Source organism: Segatella hominis, from assembly GCF_004535825.1.
Taxonomy (GTDB): Bacteria; Bacteroidota; Bacteroidia; order Bacteroidales; family Bacteroidaceae; genus Prevotella; species Prevotella hominis.
Map to the genome: position 1 here is coordinate 23,781 of NZ_SGVY01000016.1, position 20,961 is coordinate 44,741.

The 20,961-nt window shown below is 44.5% G+C and carries 20 protein-coding genes; 16 read left to right on the forward strand and 4 right to left on the reverse strand.

Annotation, left to right across the window (positions count from 1 at the left end; translation table 11 throughout):
• The first annotated feature begins 97 nt into the window (after positions 1-97).
• From EXN75_RS07710 to EXN75_RS07730, 5 genes are all read left to right on the forward strand, one after another.
• Complete coding sequence (locus EXN75_RS07710; RefSeq protein ID WP_167639476.1) at positions 98-886, forward strand: hypothetical protein; 789 nt, start codon at positions 98-100, stop codon at positions 884-886.
• A gap of 225 nt (positions 887-1,111) precedes the next feature.
• Positions 1,112-1,498 (forward strand): hypothetical protein, encoded by a 387-nt coding sequence (locus tag EXN75_RS07715; protein ID WP_134843350.1) that lies wholly within the window; start codon positions 1,112-1,114, stop codon positions 1,496-1,498.
• A gap of 33 nt (positions 1,499-1,531) precedes the next feature.
• Complete coding sequence (locus EXN75_RS07720) at positions 1,532-1,924, forward strand: hypothetical protein (RefSeq protein WP_134843351.1); 393 nt, start codon at positions 1,532-1,534, stop codon at positions 1,922-1,924.
• A gap of 40 nt (positions 1,925-1,964) precedes the next feature.
• The gene (locus EXN75_RS07725) at positions 1,965-4,523 is read left to right on the forward strand and encodes a hypothetical protein (RefSeq protein ID WP_134843352.1); all 2,559 of its coding nucleotides are present in this window, start codon (positions 1,965-1,967) and stop codon (positions 4,521-4,523) included.
• A gap of 23 nt (positions 4,524-4,546) precedes the next feature.
• Positions 4,547-5,107: a DUF5675 family protein gene (locus EXN75_RS07730; protein WP_134843353.1), complete on the forward strand. Its 561-nt coding sequence runs from the start codon at positions 4,547-4,549 to the stop codon at positions 5,105-5,107.
• 199 nt (positions 5,108-5,306) lie between these two features.
• Here the strand turns inward: EXN75_RS07730 and mnmE are convergent, their stop codons facing one another.
• Entirely contained in the window at positions 5,307-6,722 is a 1,416-nt protein-coding gene (gene mnmE / locus EXN75_RS07735) for a tRNA uridine-5-carboxymethylaminomethyl(34) synthesis GTPase MnmE (protein ID WP_134843354.1), read from the reverse strand.
• Between the two features lie 106 nt (positions 6,723-6,828).
• Positions 6,829-7,701, reverse strand: coding sequence for a nucleoside phosphorylase (locus EXN75_RS07740; protein ID WP_134843355.1), 873 nt, complete (start codon positions 7,699-7,701; stop codon positions 6,829-6,831).
• Between the two features lie 297 nt (positions 7,702-7,998).
• On the opposite strand from EXN75_RS07740, the gene galE reads away from it, so the two are divergent.
• The 11 genes from galE (at position 7,999) to EXN75_RS07795 (ending at position 18,283) form a co-directional block, all read left to right on the forward strand.
• Entirely contained in the window at positions 7,999-9,036 is a 1,038-nt protein-coding gene (galE, locus tag EXN75_RS07745) for a UDP-glucose 4-epimerase GalE (protein WP_118115484.1), read from the forward strand.
• 104 nt (positions 9,037-9,140) lie between these two features.
• Positions 9,141-9,452, forward strand: coding sequence for a T9SS type A sorting domain-containing protein (locus EXN75_RS07750; protein WP_134843356.1), 312 nt, complete (start codon positions 9,141-9,143; stop codon positions 9,450-9,452).
• Positions 9,453-9,567: 115 nt separating this feature from the next.
• Positions 9,568-11,013, forward strand: a complete 1,446-nt coding sequence (locus EXN75_RS07755) for a L,D-transpeptidase family protein (protein ID WP_246031328.1) — start codon at positions 9,568-9,570, stop codon at positions 11,011-11,013.
• A complete protein-coding gene (locus tag EXN75_RS07760) occupies positions 11,014-11,562 on the forward strand; it encodes an RNA polymerase sigma factor (RefSeq protein WP_118115480.1) in 549 nt (182 codons plus the stop codon). It begins immediately after the preceding gene.
• 46 nt (positions 11,563-11,608) lie between these two features.
• Positions 11,609-11,998, forward strand: coding sequence for a hypothetical protein (locus tag EXN75_RS07765; protein WP_134843357.1), 390 nt, complete (start codon positions 11,609-11,611; stop codon positions 11,996-11,998).
• A 15-nt stretch (positions 11,999-12,013) separates the two neighbouring features.
• On the forward strand, positions 12,014-12,475 hold the full coding sequence (locus EXN75_RS07770) for a hypothetical protein (protein ID WP_246031329.1): 462 nt from the start codon (positions 12,014-12,016) through the stop codon (positions 12,473-12,475).
• Positions 12,476-12,671: 196 nt separating this feature from the next.
• Positions 12,672-14,429, forward strand: coding sequence for an aspartate--tRNA ligase (gene aspS / locus EXN75_RS07775; protein ID WP_134843358.1), 1,758 nt, complete (start codon positions 12,672-12,674; stop codon positions 14,427-14,429).
• A gap of 228 nt (positions 14,430-14,657) precedes the next feature.
• Positions 14,658-14,981, forward strand: coding sequence for a winged helix-turn-helix domain-containing protein (locus tag EXN75_RS07780; RefSeq protein WP_022110755.1), 324 nt, complete (start codon positions 14,658-14,660; stop codon positions 14,979-14,981).
• A 78-nt stretch (positions 14,982-15,059) separates the two neighbouring features.
• On the forward strand, positions 15,060-15,413 hold the full coding sequence (locus tag EXN75_RS07785; RefSeq protein WP_022110756.1) for a hypothetical protein: 354 nt from the start codon (positions 15,060-15,062) through the stop codon (positions 15,411-15,413).
• A gap of 180 nt (positions 15,414-15,593) precedes the next feature.
• Complete coding sequence (locus EXN75_RS07790) at positions 15,594-17,084, forward strand: xylulokinase (protein ID WP_134843359.1); 1,491 nt, start codon at positions 15,594-15,596, stop codon at positions 17,082-17,084.
• A 131-nt stretch (positions 17,085-17,215) separates the two neighbouring features.
• Entirely contained in the window at positions 17,216-18,283 is a 1,068-nt protein-coding gene (locus tag EXN75_RS07795) for a mannose-1-phosphate guanylyltransferase (RefSeq protein ID WP_118115468.1), read from the forward strand.
• 95 nt (positions 18,284-18,378) lie between these two features.
• On the opposite strand, the gene EXN75_RS07800 is transcribed toward EXN75_RS07795, so the two are convergent.
• Both EXN75_RS07800 and EXN75_RS07805 read right to left on the reverse strand, forming a co-directional pair.
• Positions 18,379-19,023: a DedA family protein gene (locus EXN75_RS07800; RefSeq protein WP_134843360.1), complete on the reverse strand. Its 645-nt coding sequence runs from the start codon at positions 19,021-19,023 to the stop codon at positions 18,379-18,381.
• A 119-nt stretch (positions 19,024-19,142) separates the two neighbouring features.
• On the reverse strand, positions 19,143-20,861 hold the full coding sequence (locus EXN75_RS07805) for a glutamine--tRNA ligase/YqeY domain fusion protein (RefSeq protein WP_118115464.1): 1,719 nt from the start codon (positions 20,859-20,861) through the stop codon (positions 19,143-19,145).
• Between the last annotated feature and the right edge of the window lie 100 nt (positions 20,862-20,961).

The window sequence follows — 20,961 nt, forward strand, 5'->3', positions numbered from 1 at the left end:
AATAAATAACAAAACAAACAGAACGCAAGCTTCGCCCAGCAGAATACTACGCTCTCGCTGGGCGGGGCTTGTGTATTGCTTGATAACCCATAGTATAATGAAGTATCGTAAATTTAAAATAAGTGATGAAGAATCCGTACAACAACTTATAGCAAAACTGAAAAATCTACTAGCCGAAGCAGATTTTGTATATGACTGTCCACCTCCTTTACCTGGAAAAGAAGCCATGACTGAGAATTTTGTTGATGATGATGGCATCATGGTGTGCGATGCACCTCAACTTTCTCCAGAAAGAGTAGAAGAACAGAAACATGATATACAATATCATCTACATAAGTTGATAGATGAGGTAATGAATGTGAATGATTATGATCGTGTTTTGGTGATTAGAACGCTCTTAGAGCATTTTAATCGTAAAGATGAACATATCATAGAAGAAGAATTGTCAAGAGTAGATGAACATCTAAATTCACTTGATGAATACAGGAAATTCAAACAGGCGAAGCTTCTAGATACAAAGAAAGTGACCGACGTTCAGTTTGCTCATGCCATAGACCTTCTTTTGTTGGAAATAGATAATAATGGTCGCTATATCTTTGAGAGTAAGTCTCATTGGATAGCCGTGTTTAGGGTGGCTGCTGATATGCATTTGATAGGTGATAATGACTATCAGGGGTTTGATAATTGGATTCATCGCATTCACTCCAAGCATCTCAGAATAGATTTCACGTCTAAAACCCTAAAGCCCATGACTACACACTGCTATTTTCAACCATTCGAAAAATGGGAATTTCAGCCATTGAAGAATGAAACGAAACGTCCTTATGACAAGATGGTGACTGTAGTTGTCAGGCTTAAAAAACTACTGGAACAGGTAAAAATGTAAGAAATTAGCGCTAAGTTTTAACCCGAAAAATAACCTTATAACCTACAAAATAACCCAATGGTTATTAGCTTGGAGGCTTCCAAAATAAGCCCTATCTTTGCACCCGTAATCAGACAAGTAAAGTCTGGTTGCGGGCGTTTTTTGTTTATAGGAATCCGGTACCATTCCTAAAACTGAAATTTGGCGAATATCTCGCAGTCCAACCCATAAATATTACATATTAACATGATAGAAAATGCTTATGTGTTTTATCATCCGCAGTATGGCGGATTGAGAGTGGTGCGCAACGACGAAGGGTTGTTCTTTTGCATCGAAGACTTGGTTGCCATCACAGATATCGGCAGAGATAAATTGTTCACGGTATTAGCCGACACGGAGGGGAAAGTGGTCGAAATGTGTGTGGAAGAGCTAAACAAAAAGATACCGAAGGATATTAAACCTCGTTTGTTTTTTGGTGAATTCTTTTCCAATGCTGACAAGGTGAAACGAAATTGTAAATTAGCCTGGAGAAGTATGATATTGAAAGAAGCCTATTGTAACCCTCTGGGAAAGCCGATGGACATCCGATATGCTACCGACGGCCTGTATATCAACGGTATGCGAATCAACTAACATTATTAATCTTTTAAACAAGTGATTACAATTATGAAACAAGCAGCAAAGAAGCAACTCTTCAACGCCCAGAAGGTGGACGGAGCCATCATCAGTGAAGAAAACGGTACCATCGCCTTCCGCAAGGCGCCATGGAACGATACCGAAGTTATCTGCGAACAGCCTAAGGTGATACCGGGCAGAATGTTTTGCTCTGGCGAGAGGGGAGGCGACGAGTTCGACTTCAAGCCTTACGAGCATACTGGCGAGAAGATCTTCGAGGAAATCTTCAAGACCAAGCATGCCGTGGTGCGCACCACCAAGCGCACGGTGCAGGTGAACTATACCTTCAGCCGAGACCTGGACAAGCAGGACATGCTGCGCTACCTCAAGGCAGAGCACAAGGAGCTGATTACCGGATTCAAGAATGCAGACATCAAGGGGTAATTGATAATGTATAATTTAACACTTAACATTCAAAAAAACAATGGAACATATTATAGCATATAATCCGTACAAGAATGGCAATAAGGGGAGCGTAAGCTCCCAGCCACTCTCGGTCTACGACAAGACCATCGCTTATCCCTGGATGGCAGAACTGGTAGCTGCCATCCGTGGGGGTAACGATGAACTGAAGAAGCAGCTGCCTTTCCGCTGCGCTCACTACTACCAGTTCCGAGACAACAGACGCTCGCAGAAGAACGCCGTGCCCGAAAGCTTCCTCTTTCAGACCACCATCGACGTGGACGATAAGAAATATGTGGACAAGGCGATAGAGAAGGCACGTGAGCTGAACTGCAGCAATACCATCTGGAAGGGTGCCCTGCTGCACCTGGAGTACTCTGCCCGCAAGAAGCTGCACATCGACATCCGTATGCCCGTGGGGATGACGATCGAGGAGACGCAGCGAGCCTATTGCGAGGCACTGGGCGTGCCCTACGACGAGAGCTGCATCACGCCCGAGCGCATGCTCTTCATCACCGACAAGGAGTCGGAAATATATCGCTCGCCCCATTGGTACGAGGTGCTGCCACAGGAAGAGCTTGAGAAGCGCAGACAAGCCTACCTGGACCGTGGGCTCACCATCGACGGAAGAATCCAGCAAGGCACCCAGCCCCAACCGTTCAACATTCAAAACTCAACATTCAAAACTCAACAAAATGTTCAAGACAATCGACTTTCGGGCTCTGACAGCCATCACGCTGTTTCTTCTGGCTCTACTATTCAGCCTGCCCAATCTTGTGATAGCAATGCTGCTCATGCTGCTCATCTCAGCCCTGCAGGAACTCCTCAGGATGCTGTCGCAGTGGCAACCGGCAAGAACCTCGCAGCCTTCGACCTCTTCCGCAATGCGGCTGGTCTGAAGGACGTAGATATCAACTCCCAAGGCTCCCGTCACTCATCGCTCCTGGCGATTATGAGCGCAGGCGCATCGAGAGTGATGCCCGAAGACGAACTGAAGGCGGTGGTGGCGCAGAAGATGCCTGCCTTCTCGCAGGAGCGTGACTGTCAGCAGCTCATCCACGACTTCTATGCGAAATATGGTGACAGTTCGAAGCCGATGTCGCAAGCCGTGATCCGCATCAATGCCCAGGCGGAGAAGTCCTCTCAGAAGAATGCCGTGGCATTCCAATCCGCAAGTTCCATGGGTTCCGAAGGCGGCACGGATTCCAATGCGGAAGATGATAAAATCGCTCCGCCTCCGATGCCCGAAAATCTCCCGAAACTCGTGGAGCTGCTGCTATCAAAGACCCCGGACATCTACAAGCCTGCCGTGGCACACGCCATCTTCCCGCCACTTGCCACGCACCTCTGCAAGACCACCTTCAAGTATATCGACAACGTGGAGCACGAGGCTACCCTGATGTGCTGTCTGCTGGCGGGCACGGGCGCAGGCAAGAACTGTGTGCAGATGCCTATCAACATGATTATGGAGGACATCAGAAAGCGAGACCGTGAGAACCTCAACAGGGAGAAGGAATGGAAAGAGGAGGTGACACGAAAGGGAGCCAACAAGGACAAGCGCAAGCGCCCGGAAAACCTCATCATCCAGGAGATAGACGCTGATATGACCAACCCGGCATTCGTCATGCGCACGGCTGAGGCTCAGGAGCATTTCCTCTATACATCGCTCAACGAGATAGACCAGTTCGATGCCCTCAAGGGACAGGGCAACCAGCAGTTCAAGATTATGTGCCTTGCCTTCGACCCGGGCAACCAATATGGTCAGACGCGCGTGGGCACATCGAGCGTCACCGAGCGCATCACCATCCGGTTCAACTGGAATGCATCGACCACGGTCCAGCTGGGGCAGCGATATTTCTCGAAAGTGCTCACCGACGGACCTATCAGCCGCATCAACTTCTGTACCATCCCAGAGCGGGAAATCGGTGCCGAAATGCCTATATACGGCGAATATGACGATGCCTTCAGAGAAGCACTCAAACCGTACATAGAGAATTTGTGCAAGGCGTCGGGTAGGATAGAATGCGCTGAGGCTTTCGCCCTGGCAGAAAAGCTGAAGGAAGAGAACGCTGACTTTTCGCGCATGTCGCAAAACAGGGTGTTCGAGAATCTTTCCTTCCGTGGCAACGTAATAGCCTTCCTCAAGGCTTGCGTGCTATACGTGGCAAACGGCTGCAAATGGGAACCCGAAATAGAAGAGTTCATCAGATGGAGCGAGAGCTACGACCTGTGGTGCAAGATGATTTTCTTTGGCGCAGGCATAGCCAAGGCTAATGAGGTAGGAGAGAAATCGAGCAAGCGTGGACCAGCCAACCTGCTGCAGCAATTGCCTGACACTTTCACCTACACGCAGGCTGAGATGGTGCGCCTGCAGAACGACTTCGGCAAGAAAGGCACGGCGATGATGCTGAGAAACTGGGTGAACCGCCATTACATCGAGAAAATTCCTCCGAAAGGCGCAACTGCCGACGGTGGTGACGGAAAGCAAGGCGGAAAGGTATTCAGTATTCAGTTATTCAGTTTTAAGAAGCTATTATTCCGTTCCGACGGACTCGACCTGAGATGTTTTGACGTAAAATAGTTTAACACATAACATTCAAACAAATGGAAATAGTATTAAAGCGTATAGCTAAAATGGGAACTTATACCATAGGTAGACTCTATCTGCTGACCGATGCGAGTGTAAAGCGTAACTCGCTGCCTGGTAAGAAGATAGACGACAAGAGTAGATTGGTTCATACCTTTGACAGCCAGCTGCTGTCCAAGGATACATATCTCTGCGATACCATGGAGCCTACATGGCGCAATCTGTTGGGTATCAAGCTAAAGCCAGAGGAAGTGGATGCCCGCTATAGCCGCAAGAGCGGCGTGAAGGCTCGTAAGATACCTGGTCATACGGCCATTCCTGAGGGATCATATCCCGTGGTCATATCGTATTCGCCAAGATTCAAGCGTTGGCTGCCATTGCTGCTGGGCGTGCCGAATTTCGAGGGCATCCGCATTCATGCAGGCAATTATCCTGACGACACGCAAGGCTGCATCCTCGTAGGGGAGAATAAGCTCGAGGGTATGGTGGTGAACTCCCGTATCTGGCTGCAACGACTCATCAACGCCATGATTGCGGCTCGCGACCGAGGCGAAAGTATCTGGATTACTATCCAATAGGCTACAAGTGATAAACAGATGAGGGTGTATCATAAATACATGATCACCCTCTTTTTATCTTTTAAAAGTATAAAGGCAGGAACGCCTAACGGACTTGCGTTACTTATTGCACCTAACGGACTTGCATATCTCCCTAGCGCCTAACGGACTTGCGAGCCTGTATTATGGACTTATAACATAGCCTCATTTATACTTTTTATTACTTTCCGATGCAGAAGTGCTTGAAGATATTATTCAGCGTTTCCTGACTGCTTATCTGTCCACCGGTGATTTCTCCCAATTCTTCCAGCACCATCTTGAGGTCTTCGGCTATGATGTCGCCGCTCATGCCCATATCCATTGACTCCAAGACACGTGAGAGGGATTCGTCGGCACGGAGCAATGCTTCATAATGGCGGGCACTCGTCACAATTACATCGTTCTCCGTAATCTCCGGAATGTCGGCTGCCCTGACGAGAGCCTGCTCCAAATCAGAAACGTTTTCGCCTGTACGGGCACTGATATTCAAGATAGAAACATTCTCATCTGACAATGTAACGGAAGATGAAGGCTGACTATTCTCATCTGATGAAAGCATAGCCTTATCAAATGAAATCTCATCGATTTTATTGAAAACCATCAGCAGTTTCTTGCCCTGATTCTTCTCCTTCATATCCTCTATTTCCGCTTCCGTAGGCTGCGCATCAAGGAGCCAGATCACTATCTTGGCCTCTTCCATCTTCTGATAGGTGCGCTCGATTCCGATGTTCTCCACCACATCGTCCGTCTTGCGGATTCCAGCAGTATCGATAAAGCGGAAGGTGATTCCGTCGATGAGGGTCGTATCTTCGATGACGTCTCGGGTAGTACCGTGGATATTGCTCACGATGGCCTTTTCTTCATGCAGCAGGCGGTTGAGCAGGGTGCTCTTGCCTACATTCGTCTTGCCCACGATGGCCACAGGAACGCCCTGTTTCAGCGCATTTCCGGTCTCAAAGGAATGGGCGAGGGTGGTAATCTTCTTTTCTATTTCTGCAGCCAAGACACGCAGTTCGCTGCGGTCGGCAAACTCCAGTTCCTCATGATCGCTGAAGTCCAATTCCAGTTCGAGCAGGGAGGTCATCTTCAGGAGTTTTTCGCGCAAAACGGTCAATTCACTGCTGAAATGTCCCTTCAACTGGCTGAGTGCCATCTGATGGGTCGCCTTGTTGGTAGAAGCAATCAGATCTGCCACTGCTTCAGCCTGCGAGAGATCCATCTTGCCGTTCATATAGGCACGACGGGTATATTCGCCCGGTTCTGCCTGGCGGCAACCTACCTCTATGAGGCGCTGAAGAACTTGCTGAAGAATGTATCGGCTACCATGGCAGGAAATCTCCGTGGAATCCTCGCCCGTATAACTGTGGGGCGCTCTGAACACGCTCACTAAGACATCATCTATCGTATGACCATCCTTGTCTTTGATTTCTCCATAGTGAAGGGTGTTGGGGTTAGCGGCAGACAGTTGCTTCCCGCTAACAGAAACGAACACCTTGTCTGTAAGACGGATGGCTTCACTACCACTGAGTCGGATGATTCCGATGGCGCCTCCAGCTGGAGTGGCAAGGGCGCAAATACATTCTTCTGAGTTTGTCATTTATCTATCCTTTTTATATATTTCCCTTTTAAATTTGTACTTTTTTAATTTGTACTTTTTTACCTTTTTACCTTTTTACTTTTTTACCTTTAAAAAAGCCTTTCAACTAAATTCTGTCGAGCACCACCTTGATCAGATTGTCGATCGTACTCTTATATCCTGTATTAGCACGCTTGGCGCGGCGGTTGGCTATTACCATGCAGCAGGTTAAAGCCTTATGGCCGAGCAGCAGAGAAAGACCAGCAAGCGCTGAGCTTTCCATCTCGAAGTTGTTGACACGCAATCCTTTATACTCAAATGCCTCAATCTTTGCATTAAGTTCCGGATCGGCGAGTGGAGCACGGAGTTCTCTGCCCTGAGGGCCATAGAATCCGCCACAGGCAATGGTAATTCCTCTCACCATATCATCGGCAGCAATCTGTTCCAGCAACTCCTTATTATTATCGACGCAGTATGGATTTCCTATCTGGTCTATCCACTTCACCTGGCGCTTGAATTCAGCCTCTGTCTCGAGGTCACAGATCTCATTGCGGCGGGCATAGAAATTGATGAGTCCGTCGAAACCGATACTCTTCTGTGAAGCCACAAAGGTGCCTTCCGGACACTCTGGCTGCAAACCGCCGCAGGTGCCGATGCGCACGAGGGTGAGGGTGGTGTGCTCAGGTTTCTCGGTGCGGGTCTTGAAGTCGATGTTCTTCAAAGCATCCAACTCATTGACCACAATATCTATATTATCGCATCCGATGCCCGTACTCTGCACGGTGATGCGTTTTCCCTGATAAGTACCCGTAATGGCATGGAACTCACGGCTTGAGACCTCGCATTCCTTTTCCTCAAAGTGGGAGGCAACGAGAGCCACTCTGCCAGGGTCGCCAACTAATATAACCTTATCAGCCACTTGTTCTGGGCGCAAATGAAGATGGAAGCAACTGCCGTCTTCATTGATAATCAATTCTGATTCTGCGAAATACTTTGCCATATTTTTCTCGTGTTTAATGAATGATATTAAAATTTTTAAAATACAAAGGTAGAAAAAAATTCTGATACTTGGTTCTTTCTTTAAGAATTATTATAGTTTTGTAGAGAGGGGACGAAATCTGAAACGTTTCCTATTATTAAGCATCCATCAAAATCATTTTAAATCCGTCACAATCCATGTGATAAAAAGAAAATTGTTTGTTTACACGAAAAAATTCCGCATTTATTTTGTCGTTTCAAAAAAAAGGAGTACTTTTGCCCACAGAAATCAATTATTCAACGAAACAAAACTCTAAAAATGAAACAGACAATTTTGGTAACAGGTGGTACTGGTTTCATAGGAAGCCATACTACAGTAGAGTTGCAACAGGCAGGCTATAACGTAGTGATCGTAGATGATCTTTCAAATTCTAAGATTGAAGTATTGGACGGCATTGAGAAGATTACAGGTATTCGCCCAGCTTTCGAGCAGGTGGATTTGCGTGACAAGGCTGCCACAGAGGCTGTATTCCAGAAATACCCAGCTATCGAGGGTATTATCCATTTCGCTGCCAGCAAGGCAGTAGGCGAGAGCGTGCAGAAGCCATTGCTCTATTACCGCAACAATATCGTATCGCTCATCAACCTTCTGGAACTGATGCCTAAGTACGATGTCAAGGGAATCATCTTCTCTTCCAGCTGCACCGTTTATGGTCAGCCAAAGCCTGAAAACCTTCCTGTTACCGAAGAGGCTCCTCATCAGAAGGCTACCTCTCCTTATGGAAACACCAAGGAAATCAACGAGCAGATTATCGCCGACTACATCCACAGCGGTGCTAACATCAAGAGCATCGTGCTGAGATATTTCAACCCAATCGGCGCACACCCATCTGCTGAAATCGGCGAGTTGCCAAACGGCGTTCCAAACAACCTCATCCCTTACGTTACTCAGACTGCGATGGGCATTCGCAAGGAACTCACCATCTTCGGCAATGACTACGATACTCCTGACGGAACCTGCATCCGCGACTACATCTATGTAGTGGATCTGGCCAAGGCTCACGTAGCTGCCATGGCTCGCGTACTGGACAAGGAGACTGAGCCTATCGAGTACTTCAACATCGGTACTGGCAACGGTAACTCTACTCTGGAAATCGTTGAGACTTTCGAGAAGGCTACTGGCGTGAAACTGAACTGGAAATATGGTCCTCGCCGTGAGGGTGATATTGAGAAGATTTGGGGAGACTGCACCAAGGCCAACGAGGTGTTAGGCTGGAAGGCTGAGGCTAAGTTGGAGGATGTTTTGGCTTCTGCATGGAAATGGCAGGAGAAGCTTCGCGCTGACGGAATTATGTAATTTGATATATTAAATAATATTAAAAGTAGAACTTGAATCATATCAGGTTCTACTTTTTTTATTACTTTTGCAATATCATCTTAATCCATAAATAATAAGCGCTTATGACAAGAAAATTACTTTATATACTGTTCGCTTCAGCTATGCTGATGGGCGGCAATTTCAAGGCAGCAGCTGACCCTATCATCGAAGTCAATGCTACCGACTTCAATCAGGTAGGAATCAGTTTTAATAATGGCGTGTTGCATATTACCGGTGCAGCAGGGCTCAGCGTTTCTGTCTATAACATCGTAGGCCAGAAGGTTTATGAGGGAAGAATTGACAGCAGCGACAAGAGAATAGAGTTGAACCTTCCAGCCAATTGCTACATTGTGAAGGTGGGTTCTGTGGCTCGTAAAATCAGTGTGAAACGATAGTATTAATGTGAAAATCAAGAGGATTTTATATAATTTGTCCTTGTTGCTTTTCATCTTTTCCTCATGTGAACTCTTTTCTTCATGTGAGGAAAAAGTGGTTTGTACTACCAGAAATGTGACACTTGAAGACTACCGGAAATTCGGAGACGACTGCATGTCTATCCGCTCGATGGAGGTGAGAAATGTCATAGACAGTCTGATAAGAAGCGATAAGGACGAACTGGCGGCAGACATTCGCACAAGAAAGTATTATCGACAGGAGGGCAACTTCTTGTGGATTAATCGTCATGGCCTTACCTCTCAGGCCGACACGCTGCTCAGATATCTTCAGACCGTAGGAGAAATGGGATTTTCACCCAACAGATTCTGCGTAAAGGACATCCAGAACGACATCCAAATCACACGCGAGATGGGGTTTGACGAAGCTCATCCCATCAACCACGTCTTCGGCAGATTGGAATACAAATTGACCAAGGCTTATCTGAGATACGCTACAGGACAGAGATTTGGCTACACGAATCCTTCTTTTCTGCTCAACAGGCTCGACACACTCAAGCCGCACAGACCAGACACCATCCGCAGACCGGTAAGATACAGAGGACTTTTTGACATCAAGATGGATTTACCTGATGATGGTTTTTATCAAATGGCCCTGCGCAAGATAGAGAAAGATTCCGTTCCGGTTTTCCTCAGCGAAATTCAACCTGCAGGCACTTTCTATCGTGAACTGGCCAAGGAAGTTGCCGCTAAACAGGGTTCGAAAGACTGGCAAGCCAAGCTGCTCTGCAACATGGAGCGGGCAAGATGGCGACTGAAAGACTATCCGCAGAAGCACAAAAAATACATCATGGTGAACATCCCTTCCTTCCATCTGATGGCCGTTGACGAAAAAGACACGCTCACCATGCGCATCGGTTGCGGAACCACAGAGACCAAAACCCCTTTGCTCACCAGCACCATCAAGCGCATGGACGTGAATCCTGTGTGGATTGTACCGAGAAGCATCATCGAAAAAGACATGATTCATTACTTCAGCCGTTCCTATTGCAAGCGCCGCGGTTTTTACGTCATGGACAGACGGACAGGCAAGGAACTGAATATGAACCAAGTACACGCAGGACTACTTCGCGATCCGATGTACGCAGTGGTGCAAAGAGGAGGAAAGGGCAACAGCCTGGGCAGACTGATTTTCAGATTTGACAATAATTTCTCCGTCTATCTGCACGACACCTCCAACCGCGATTTCTTCAAGCAGCAGAATAGGGGAGTTTCTCATGGCTGCGTAAGAGTGGAAAAGCCTTTCGAACTGGCCAAGTTCATTCTGAAGGACAAGAGCGAGAAGTTTTTGGATAATCTCAACTACTGCATGACGACTGATTCGCTGAACGACAAGAAGAGAATCATCCACTCCATCAAAGTGGAACCCACAGTACCCTTGTATCTGGCTTATTACACCATCTATCCAACGAAAGGAAACACTCCAGCAGGATGGTCGGAATATCCTGACGTATATGGATTTGACAAGGCCATATACCAATATCTCATAAAAAATTACCGTTAAATGAAGAGTATTTCTGATAATGAACTGGTTTACATGCTCCGGGAACCTGCCACCAGAAGGGAAGGGTTCTCGGCCATGGTGCAACAATATAGCGAGCAACTGTATTGGAAGGTTCGCCATATCGTACTCACTCATGAAGACGCTAATGATGTTTTGCAGAATGTTTTTCTAAAAGCCTGGAAAAATTTGGAAACTTTCCAGGGCAAATCTTCCCTCAGCACCTGGCTTTACAGGATTGCGGTCAATGAATCGCTCGACTTTCTCAGGAAAAGAAAGCAGGAGGGAATGGCCAGCGAGATAGAAAATGCTGGAGTAGCCAACCAGCTATTGGCAGACAACTATTTTGATGGCGATGAAACACAGGCCCAACTGCAGGAAGTCGTCTCTAAACTGCCCGAAGTTCAGCGCACCGTTTTCACGATGAAATACTTCGAGGACATGAAATACTCAGAAATCAGTAAGATACTGAACACCAGTGAAGGAGCCCTGAAAGCATCGTATCATCTGGCCGTGAAAAAAATCACGGAATATTTTGAGAATAAAGATTAAACTTTTTCTAATCAGTTACGTCAGATATAATAAAAAGAGAAGATGTATGAAGAAAGAAGAAAAAATATTGATAGATAAGTTTGGTAAAGCCAATCATTTTTCTGTTCCGGAAGGTTATTTTGAATCCTTTACGGATCAGATGATGGATTTGTTGCCAGAATCAGAAGCCCGCGTTATAGAGATGCACCCTGCCACATGGTGGAACCGTCTGCCTATCAAAAAGGTGGCTGCAGCCGTTGGAGCTGTACTGGTTATTGGAGCCGGCAGCCTTTGGATGAGCAATCATACTCATTCAGACAAGGGGAACACAGTATCCTCCTGCCCATTACATCAAGCTACCACTGGCTCTGAATATGGTACTTTCGACCAGATGGCTGATTACACCATGATGGACAATCAGACGATTTATGCTTCGCTGGTGGGAGAAAACTTTTAAAAGCAGTAAAGAACAATGATGAAGAAAAATATTTTAAAATGCAGTATGGGACAGATCTTGAGAACAACCGTGCTCATAATTCTGATGTTGTGCACTTTTGGTGTGGCTAACGGTCAGCACAGAAAGCGCCCTCCATTCAATCCTGCAAAATTTGAGGCAGATCTGGAGCAGTTCATCACAGTCAATGCCTGTCTGTCCCCATCCCAGGCAGCTTCATTCTTCCCGGTTTACCGCCAGATGATGAAGAAGCAAAGAGCGCTTTTTGATGAAATGCGCCGACTCCGCATGATCAATCCGAAAGACAATGAAGCTTGTGAAGAGGCTATCAGAAAACAGGATGAACTGGATATACAAATCAAACAGTTACAGCAGGAATATCATGGAAGATTTCTCATGATGCTACCTGCCAACAAGGTATTATCCATCATCAAAGCCGAAGAAAAATTCCACAGACAGATTTTCAAGAAAATGAAATAGTTCTTCTGTTATCGAGAATTGTTTTCTTACAAGAAGGAATCCCTTTTTCCAGCAAGATAAAACTGCAAAAAGAACAGATAAACCCCACAAATTGAATCGCAAAAGTATTTATATGGAATATTTTTGCGATTTTTTTTTGTTCTTTCCAGTAAATATTGTAATTTTGCAGTTCAGAAACAATTTACATAATAAGATAATGTATAGAACGAATACTTGTGGAGAGCTCAGACTCTCTGATGCAGGCAAGGAAGTAACACTTGCCGGTTGGGTTCAGCGCTCTCGTAAGATGGGCGGTATGACCTTCGTTGACGTGCGTGACCGATACGGAATCACACAGATCGTTTTCAACGAAGCTGATGACATGAACTTATGTGAGGCGGCCAACAAACTTGGTCGTGAATTCTGTATCCAGGTAAAGGGTCTCGTAAGCGAACGTCAGAGCAAAAATCCAAAGATGGATACTGGTGACATTGAAATCCTTGCCAAGGAACTCAATGTTCTTTCTAAGAGCCAGACTCCTCCTTTTACAATAGAAGACAATACTGATGGCGGTGATGATATTCGTATGAAATACCGCTATCTGGACTTGCGCCGCCCTGCTGTGCGTAAGAATCTGGAATTGCGCCACCGCATGACCATCCTCATCCGTAACTTCCTCGACAATTATAATTTCATGGAAGTGGAGACTCCTATCCTTATCGGAAGTACTCCAGAGGGTGCTCGCGACTTCGTGGTTCCTTCACGTATGAACCCTGGTCAATTCTACGCTCTGCCACAGAGTCCTCAGACTTTGAAGCAGCTCTTGATGGTGGCTGGTTTCGACCGCTACTTCCAGATTGCAAAGTGCTTCCGTGATGAAGACTTGCGTGCTGACCGTCAGCCTGAGTTCACTCAGATTGACTGCGAGATGAGTTTTGTTGATCAGGACGACGTCATCAATCTGTTTGAGGAAATGGCTCGCCACCTGTTCAAGGAAATCCGTGGCGTGGAATTGCCAAAGTTGGAACAAATGACTTGGCACGAGGCGATGCGTAGATTTGGTAGTGATAAACCAGACTTGCGTTTCGGAATGGAATTCGTTGAACTGAAGGACGCTTTTGCTGGCAAGGGTGAATTCTCTGTCTTTGACGAGGCTAAATATATCGGTGGTATTTGTGTTCCTGGTTGTGCAGACTATAGTCGCAAGCAACTCAATGAACTCACAGACTTCGTTAAGCGACCACAGGTTGGCGCCAAGGGTCTCGTCTACATCAAGTACAATGCTGACGGTACTGTGAAGAGCAGCATCGACAAGTTCTACTCTCCAGAAGTATTGGCTGAGATCAAGGAAGTGATGGGCGCTAAAGACGGCGACCTGGTTCTTATTCTCAGCGGCGACAACGCAAACAAGACTCGTGTTCAGCTCTGCTCTCTCCGTTTGGAAATGGGCGACCGCTTGGGCTTGCGCGACAAGAACGTGTTCAAGTGTCTCTGGATTATTGACTTCCCATTGTTTGAGTGGAGCGATGAAGAGCAGCGCCTGATGGCTACTCACCATCCGTTCACTATGCCAAATCCAGATGATATTCCTCTCTTGGATGAACATCCTGAGCAGGTACGTGCCAAGGCTTACGACTTCGTATGTAATGGTATTGAAGTGGGTGGAGGTTCCCTCCGTATCCACGACACTGCTCTTCAGGAGAAGATGTTTGAGGTTCTCGGCTTCACACCAGAGCGTGCAGAGGCTCAGTTTGGCTTCCTGATGAACGCATTCAAATATGGAGCACCACCTCATGCAGGACTTGCTTTCGGTCTCGACCGTTTCGTAAGCATCCTGGCTGGTCTCGACAGTATCCGTGACTGCATTGCATTCCCTAAGAACAACTCGGGTCGTGACGTGATGCTGGACGCTCCTTCTGAGCTGGATCCAAAGCAGTTGGACGAGTTGGAAATTAAATTAGACTTAAAGGCGTAAATGCTTCAAAAATAACATATTAAGAGTTTCATTTCTTGATTTACATCAAAAAATGAAACTCTTTTTTGCATTTAAAGGCACTTTCTTTCAAAAAAACACTAAAAAATCAATAAAAAGTCGTATATTTGCCAACAGAAACGATGATTTTTTTATAAAGGGAATTAAGAAATTAAGAAAAACCTTAATAGGTATCAAATTTCCTAATATAACAATTATTTACAATAAAACATGGTAGAAAAGAAAGCAACAAAAAAAACAGCAGCAGCTAAGAAAACCGCTACTGCTACAAAGAAGGCTCCAGTAGCTAAGAAAACTACTGCAACCAAGAAAACAACAGCAGAAAAGAAGGAAACAATCTTCTTGAATGCAGAGAACGCTGGTTTCAGAGCTGGTGATGTTTACCAGGCTTTGGCAGCAGCAGATAAAGCTCTTTCTCTTACAGAAGTTGCTGAGATGGCTAAGATTTCAACAGAAGATGCAATTCTTGGAATTGGTTGGCTTCTCAAAGAGGGTAAGATTAAAGATGAGGACAACAAGGTTGCTCTCGCATAAATAAAATGATTCCAAGTTGCCGCGACATTTCTAAATGCCGCGGTTTCTTTTATGTACGCATAAAAAAACTCGCGTTAAATGAATTTTGATCAGGAAATTTTGAGAATTCTAACTTTGGCAGGCGATAATGGTCTCAAAACTGAAAAGATTGCCCGTCATGTGTTTAATTCTTGTAATTCTATGTTTACACCATTGAATTACAAGGACGTTCATTCTTATGTTTCCCAATTTCTCATCAAAAATGCGAAAAACCCTTCTTCTATCATAGAAAAGGGGAGTGGTCATGGAGTTTACAAACTCAACTTTAAAGATAAATTGGCTGAGCAGTTGATCTTGAAATTTTCTCCACAGAAAGAACAGACGGATTTTGATGAATCTACTAAAGCTAATAATTCTTCAGATTCTCAGTTATCCCTGACTCTATTTGATTAGAGTCTTCATTCCCAGTTTGACTAAATTTCAATCATCCCTTGTTACTGCGACCGCTTTTTATCATACTAAAACAGCTCTTACTCTTATAAAATCTTGCTTTTTTCAAGAAAAAAATAGGGATTTCAGTTTTTTATTCGTATTATCTAAAAAAAATAAATAACTTAAATAAATTGATGAATTATGGCAAGAAGATACTTATTAGGTTTTGACGTAGGTTCCAGTTCTGTAAAAGCTTCTCTTACAGATGTTGACAATGGCGAAATCGCAGCTTCTGCGTTTTTCCCTGAACACGAAGCTCCTATCATGGCGGTAAAAGCAGGTTGGGCTGAACAGGATCCAAATATGTGGTGGGAAAATGCGAAACGCTCACTTCAGAAAATCATGGCTGAAACGGGCGCTAAAGGCGAAGATATTTTAGCTATCGGTATTTCTTATCAGATGCACGGACTGGTGTGCGTGGACAAGCAGCAACAGGTTTTGCGACCAAGCATTATCTGGTGCGATTCGCGTGCAGTACCTTATGGCGAAGATGCTTTCCACAATTTAGGTGAGGACACCTGTTTGTCAAGACTCCTTAACTCACCTGGTAATTTCACGGCTTCTAAATTAGCTTGGGTGAAAGAAAATGAGCCTGAAATATATGACAAGATAGACAAGATCATGCTTCCTGGAGATTATATTGCCATGAAACTTTCCGGCGAAGTGAAGACAACCATCAGCGGTCTGTCTGAAGGAATGATGTGGGATTTCGCAGCCAAGAAACCAGCTAAATTCCTCTTGGACTATTTCGGATTCAGCGAGGATATTCTCCCAGAAATCGCTCCAACATTCTCTGTTCAGAGCTACGTATCCAAAGCAGCTGCTGATGAACTCGGACTCAAAGAGGGAACTCCTATTTCATATCGTGCAGGAGATCAGCCTAATAATGCAGTCAGCCTGAATGTTTTCAACCCTGGTGAAATTGCAAGTACTGCTGGAACATCTGGTGTGGTCTATGGCGTTTTGGGAGATGTCAATTATGACCCAAAAAGTCGCGTGAATACTTTTGCTCATGCTAACTACACCACAGACTTAGACCGTCTGGGCGTCTTACTCTGCATCAACGGAACCGGTATTCTCAATGCTTGGGTTCACAGAAACATCACTCCAGACATCAGTTACGCAGATATGAACGAGCTGGCTTCTCAAGTAGCCATCGGTAGTGAAGGAGTCAAGATCATTCCATTCGGAAATGGAGCTGAAAGAGTGCTTGAAAATCAGGAAGTTGGCTGTTCTATCCGTGGCTTGAACTTCAACAAGCACAATCGTGCCCACATCGTACGCGCTTCACAGGAAGGCATTGTTTTCAGTTTCTGCTATGGTATGGAAATCATGCAGGAGATGGGTATGGACATTAAGAAAATCCATGCAGGAAAGGCTAATATGTTCCTGAGCCCTATCTTCAGAGATACATTGGCTGGAGTAAGTGGAGCAACCATAGAACTCTACGAAACCGACGGTAGTGCAGGTGCTGCAAAGGGTGCTGGTATTGGTGCTGGTATCTACAAGGATCATGACGAGGCTTTCTCTACATTGAAGAAATTGGCAGTTATCGAACCGGACGAAAGTAACCGTGCTGCATATCTGGAGGCTTACGCTGAATGGAAAAAGGAATTGAAAACGCTGATTTAAAAGGTTTTCCCAGTAAAATTTACGTTTTATAAAATAAAATTTAGGGGCAAGAGGTTTTTCTTTCCCCTAAATTTGTTTTTTTAAAACATTTTTGCTACCTTTGCAACATTATATTATGTAAAATTATAGGTATGGCTAACAACAATAATCATCTCGTCATTATGGCTGGCGGAGTAGGCAGTAGATTCTGGCCTATGAGTACAGAGGATAAGCCCAAGCAGTTTATCGATGTTTTAGGAACAGGTCGCTCTCTATTGCAACTCACATTTGATAGATTTGAAGGTGTTTGTAAACCTGAAAATGTTTGGGTAGTTACAAACAAGAAATATGCAGCTCTGGTACATGAGCAGTTGCCAGAGATTCCTGAAGGTAATATTCTGCAGGAACCTTGCAGAAGAAATACGGCTCCTTGTGTTGCCTATATCAGTTGGCGCATTAAGGAAAAAGATGCTCGCGCCAATATTGTAGTGACTCCTTCTGATCACATCGTTAACAATTGTAACGAGTTCAGACGCGTCATTACTTCCGCATTGAAGTTTACCGGTGAAACTGACAGTATCGTAACTTTGGGTATGAAGCCAACCCGTCCTGAGACAGGTTACGGTTACATACAGGGTGATTTGAGTACTCCTTCTGCAAGAAACAGAGAAATCTTCCGTGTTGACCAGTTCAAGGAAAAACCAGATTTGGCAACTGCAGAGAAGTATGTAAAAGACCATAACTTCTTCTGGAACGCTGGTATTTTCATCATGAGTGCAGCCACTATCGTAAACGCATTCCGTGTTTACCAGCCAGGAATTGCCAAGATTTTTGAAAGCATGCGCAGTATCTATGGCACAGAAAAGGAACAGGAGCAGATAGATTTGCGTTATCCTGAATGTGAGAACATTTCCATAGACTACGCTATCATGGAAAAAGCAGAGGAAATCTTCGTATTCCCTGCTGATTTCGGATGGAGTGACTTGGGAACATGGGGTAGCCTGCTGGTTCAATCAAAAAAAGATGCAAACGGAAATGCAACCATCGGAAACAATATTCAGATGATAGATTCCAAGAATAATATCGTTCACACGCTCAATGAAAAGAAAGTGGTTATTCAGGGTCTTGAAGGTTACATTATTGCCGAAGAAAATGGTACGCTGCTGATTTGTAAAATGTCAGAAGAGCAGAATATCAAATTCTTCTCAGGAATGAATTAGCATGTCATCATGCCGACAAGTTATTTTTTACCCCCATTATGGTTATTGATAAAACCATAATGGGGGTAAATCATTTTAGAAAGTCTTCAAAAATTTTACTTACTCTTCTTTAATCCCTTATAGGCAAGAAAAGCAACAACCACAACTGCAAGTGCCAAAATTACATATCCGATTTCATGACTGTATTTCACTGCCTGCTGATAAACATCCTGTGTGGTTTTATAATCAGTATATTTATAAATTCCCCAACCGATAAAGGCGAGAACAGTATTCCAAATACCTGCACCAATAGTAGTATAAAGCAAGAATTTTCCCACGTGCATTCCTGCCAAACCCGCAGGAATACTGATGAGTTGTCTTACTGCAGGAACCAATCTTCCGAAAATCGTAGAAGTAGCACCATGTTTGCGGAAAAACTCTTCTGCTTTCTCAACTTTCTCACGATCTATCAGGCACATGTGACCAATTCGGCTATCAGCAAAACGATAAACAATAGGTCTTCCCACCCATTTGGCAAGGTAATAATTGATAAGAGCACCTAAATTTGCACCCAAAGTAGCAAATACAACTACCAAAACAAAGTTCATACCACTGGAAGGATCCATCGCTTTCCATGCTGCTGGTGGAACAACAACCTCGGATGGGAAAGGAATGAAGGAACTCTCAATAGCCATAAAGAGGAGAACTACCCAATAATTTAAGTTATCGAGAATCCAAAGAAACAAATCTGCTGTATTCATATTGATTTTTCTTGATTTTCTAATAAAATATAAATTCAAAAAAATATCAAACACATCTTCCAAAAATCATTTGAAAGACGTATTTGATATTTTATTTTCATCTAATTAAATGTGTCATATTAATTCTTTTTCTGCTTAGCCCAAGCATCCTTCAGACCAACGGTCTTATTGAATACAGGTTTAGCCTCTGTAGAATCCAAATCTGCCATGAAGTAACCAATACGCTGGAACTGGAGATATTCTCCAGGTTTCTTGGTTGCAGCATATTCCTCAATATAGCAATTATTGTCAACATGCAAACTATTAGGATTGAGCAATTCACGGAAGTCTCTATCATCAGCAGAAGGATTTTCTACACAGAAGAGACGGTCGTACTCACGAACTTCTGCTTTCACGCAATGATCAGCAGAAACCCAGTGAAGCGTACCCTTCACCTTACGGTTAGCACCTTCCATTCCGCTCTTGCTAATTGGGTCGTACTCTGCCTGAATTTCAATCACATTACCATTCTCATCCTTCGTGCATCCTGTACATTTAACGATGTAAGCATTCTTCAAGCGAACCTCTTTACCAGGAGTCATGCGGAAGAACTTCTTAGGAGCATCCTCCATAAAATCATCGCGCTCTATCCACAAATTCTTAGAGAAAGTAATGGTGTGTGAACCATCAGCCTCATTCTCTGGATTATTGATGGCTTCCATTTCCTCACTCTGTCCGTCAGGATAATTGGTAATAACCAACTTCACTGGATTCAAGACTGCACTTACACGACAAGCCTTCTTGTTCAAATCCTCACGAACAGAAGCTTCCAGAAGAGCCATATCATTCAAAGCATCAAACTTAGTATAGCCAATGCTGTCAATAAACATGCGAATACTTTCAGGAGAATAACCGCGACGTCTCATACCGCAAAGAGTAGGCATACGAGGATCATCCCATCCATTAACCAAGTGCTCATCAACCAAAGTGTGGAGCTTACGCTTGCTCATTACAGTATAGGTAAGATTCAAGCGATTGAACTCAATCTGGCGCGGGCGATTGTCTTTGAGATTATCCGCAGTTCCATCCATCTCTTTCAAGTAGTCCACAAACTTGTCGTACAAAGGACGGTGAGGAACAAATTCCAAAGTACAGATAGAGTGGGTTACACCCTCGAAATAGTCGCTCTGTCCATGGGCAAAATCATACATTGGATAAGCGTGCCATTTGGTACCAGTGCGATGATGAGGAGTCTGGATAATACGATAGATGATAGGATCACGGAAATGCATATTAGGATTAGCCATGTCCAACTTAGCACGAAGAACCATACTACCTTCCACAGCCTCAGGTGTGTTCATCTGATTGAAGAGTTTGAGATTTTCTTCTACCGGACGATCACGGTATGGGCTGGCAGTTCCAGGAGTTGTAGGAGTTCCCTTCTGAGCAGCAATTTCCTCAGCAGTCTGCTCATCAACATATGCATGACCCTTCTTGATCATCCAGATCGCAAAGTCCCACAATTTCTCAAAATAGTCGGAAGCGTAGTAAATATTTCCCCACTTGAAACCTAACCACTGGATATCCTGGAGGATATTTTCTACATATTCATTATTCTCCTTGCTTGGATTTGTATCATCAAAGCGGAGATTACAGATTCCGTTGTATTTATCGGCAACACCAAAGTCCATACAGATGGCCTTAGCATGACCTATATGAAGATAGCCATTTGGTTCAGGTGGGAAACGAGTCTGTATGCGTCCACCATTTTTACCTTCTTGTAGATCTTCTTCTACAAACTGTTCTACAAACGAGATACTCTTTTTTTCCTCGTTCAAGTTGTCTTCATTTAATGCCATATTATCTATTATATGTTTTATTTTGTTATTGATGGTGCAAAGATACAAAGATTTTTGCTTTTATTGCACTATTTTTCATCAAAATCGAGTTTCACTTAGT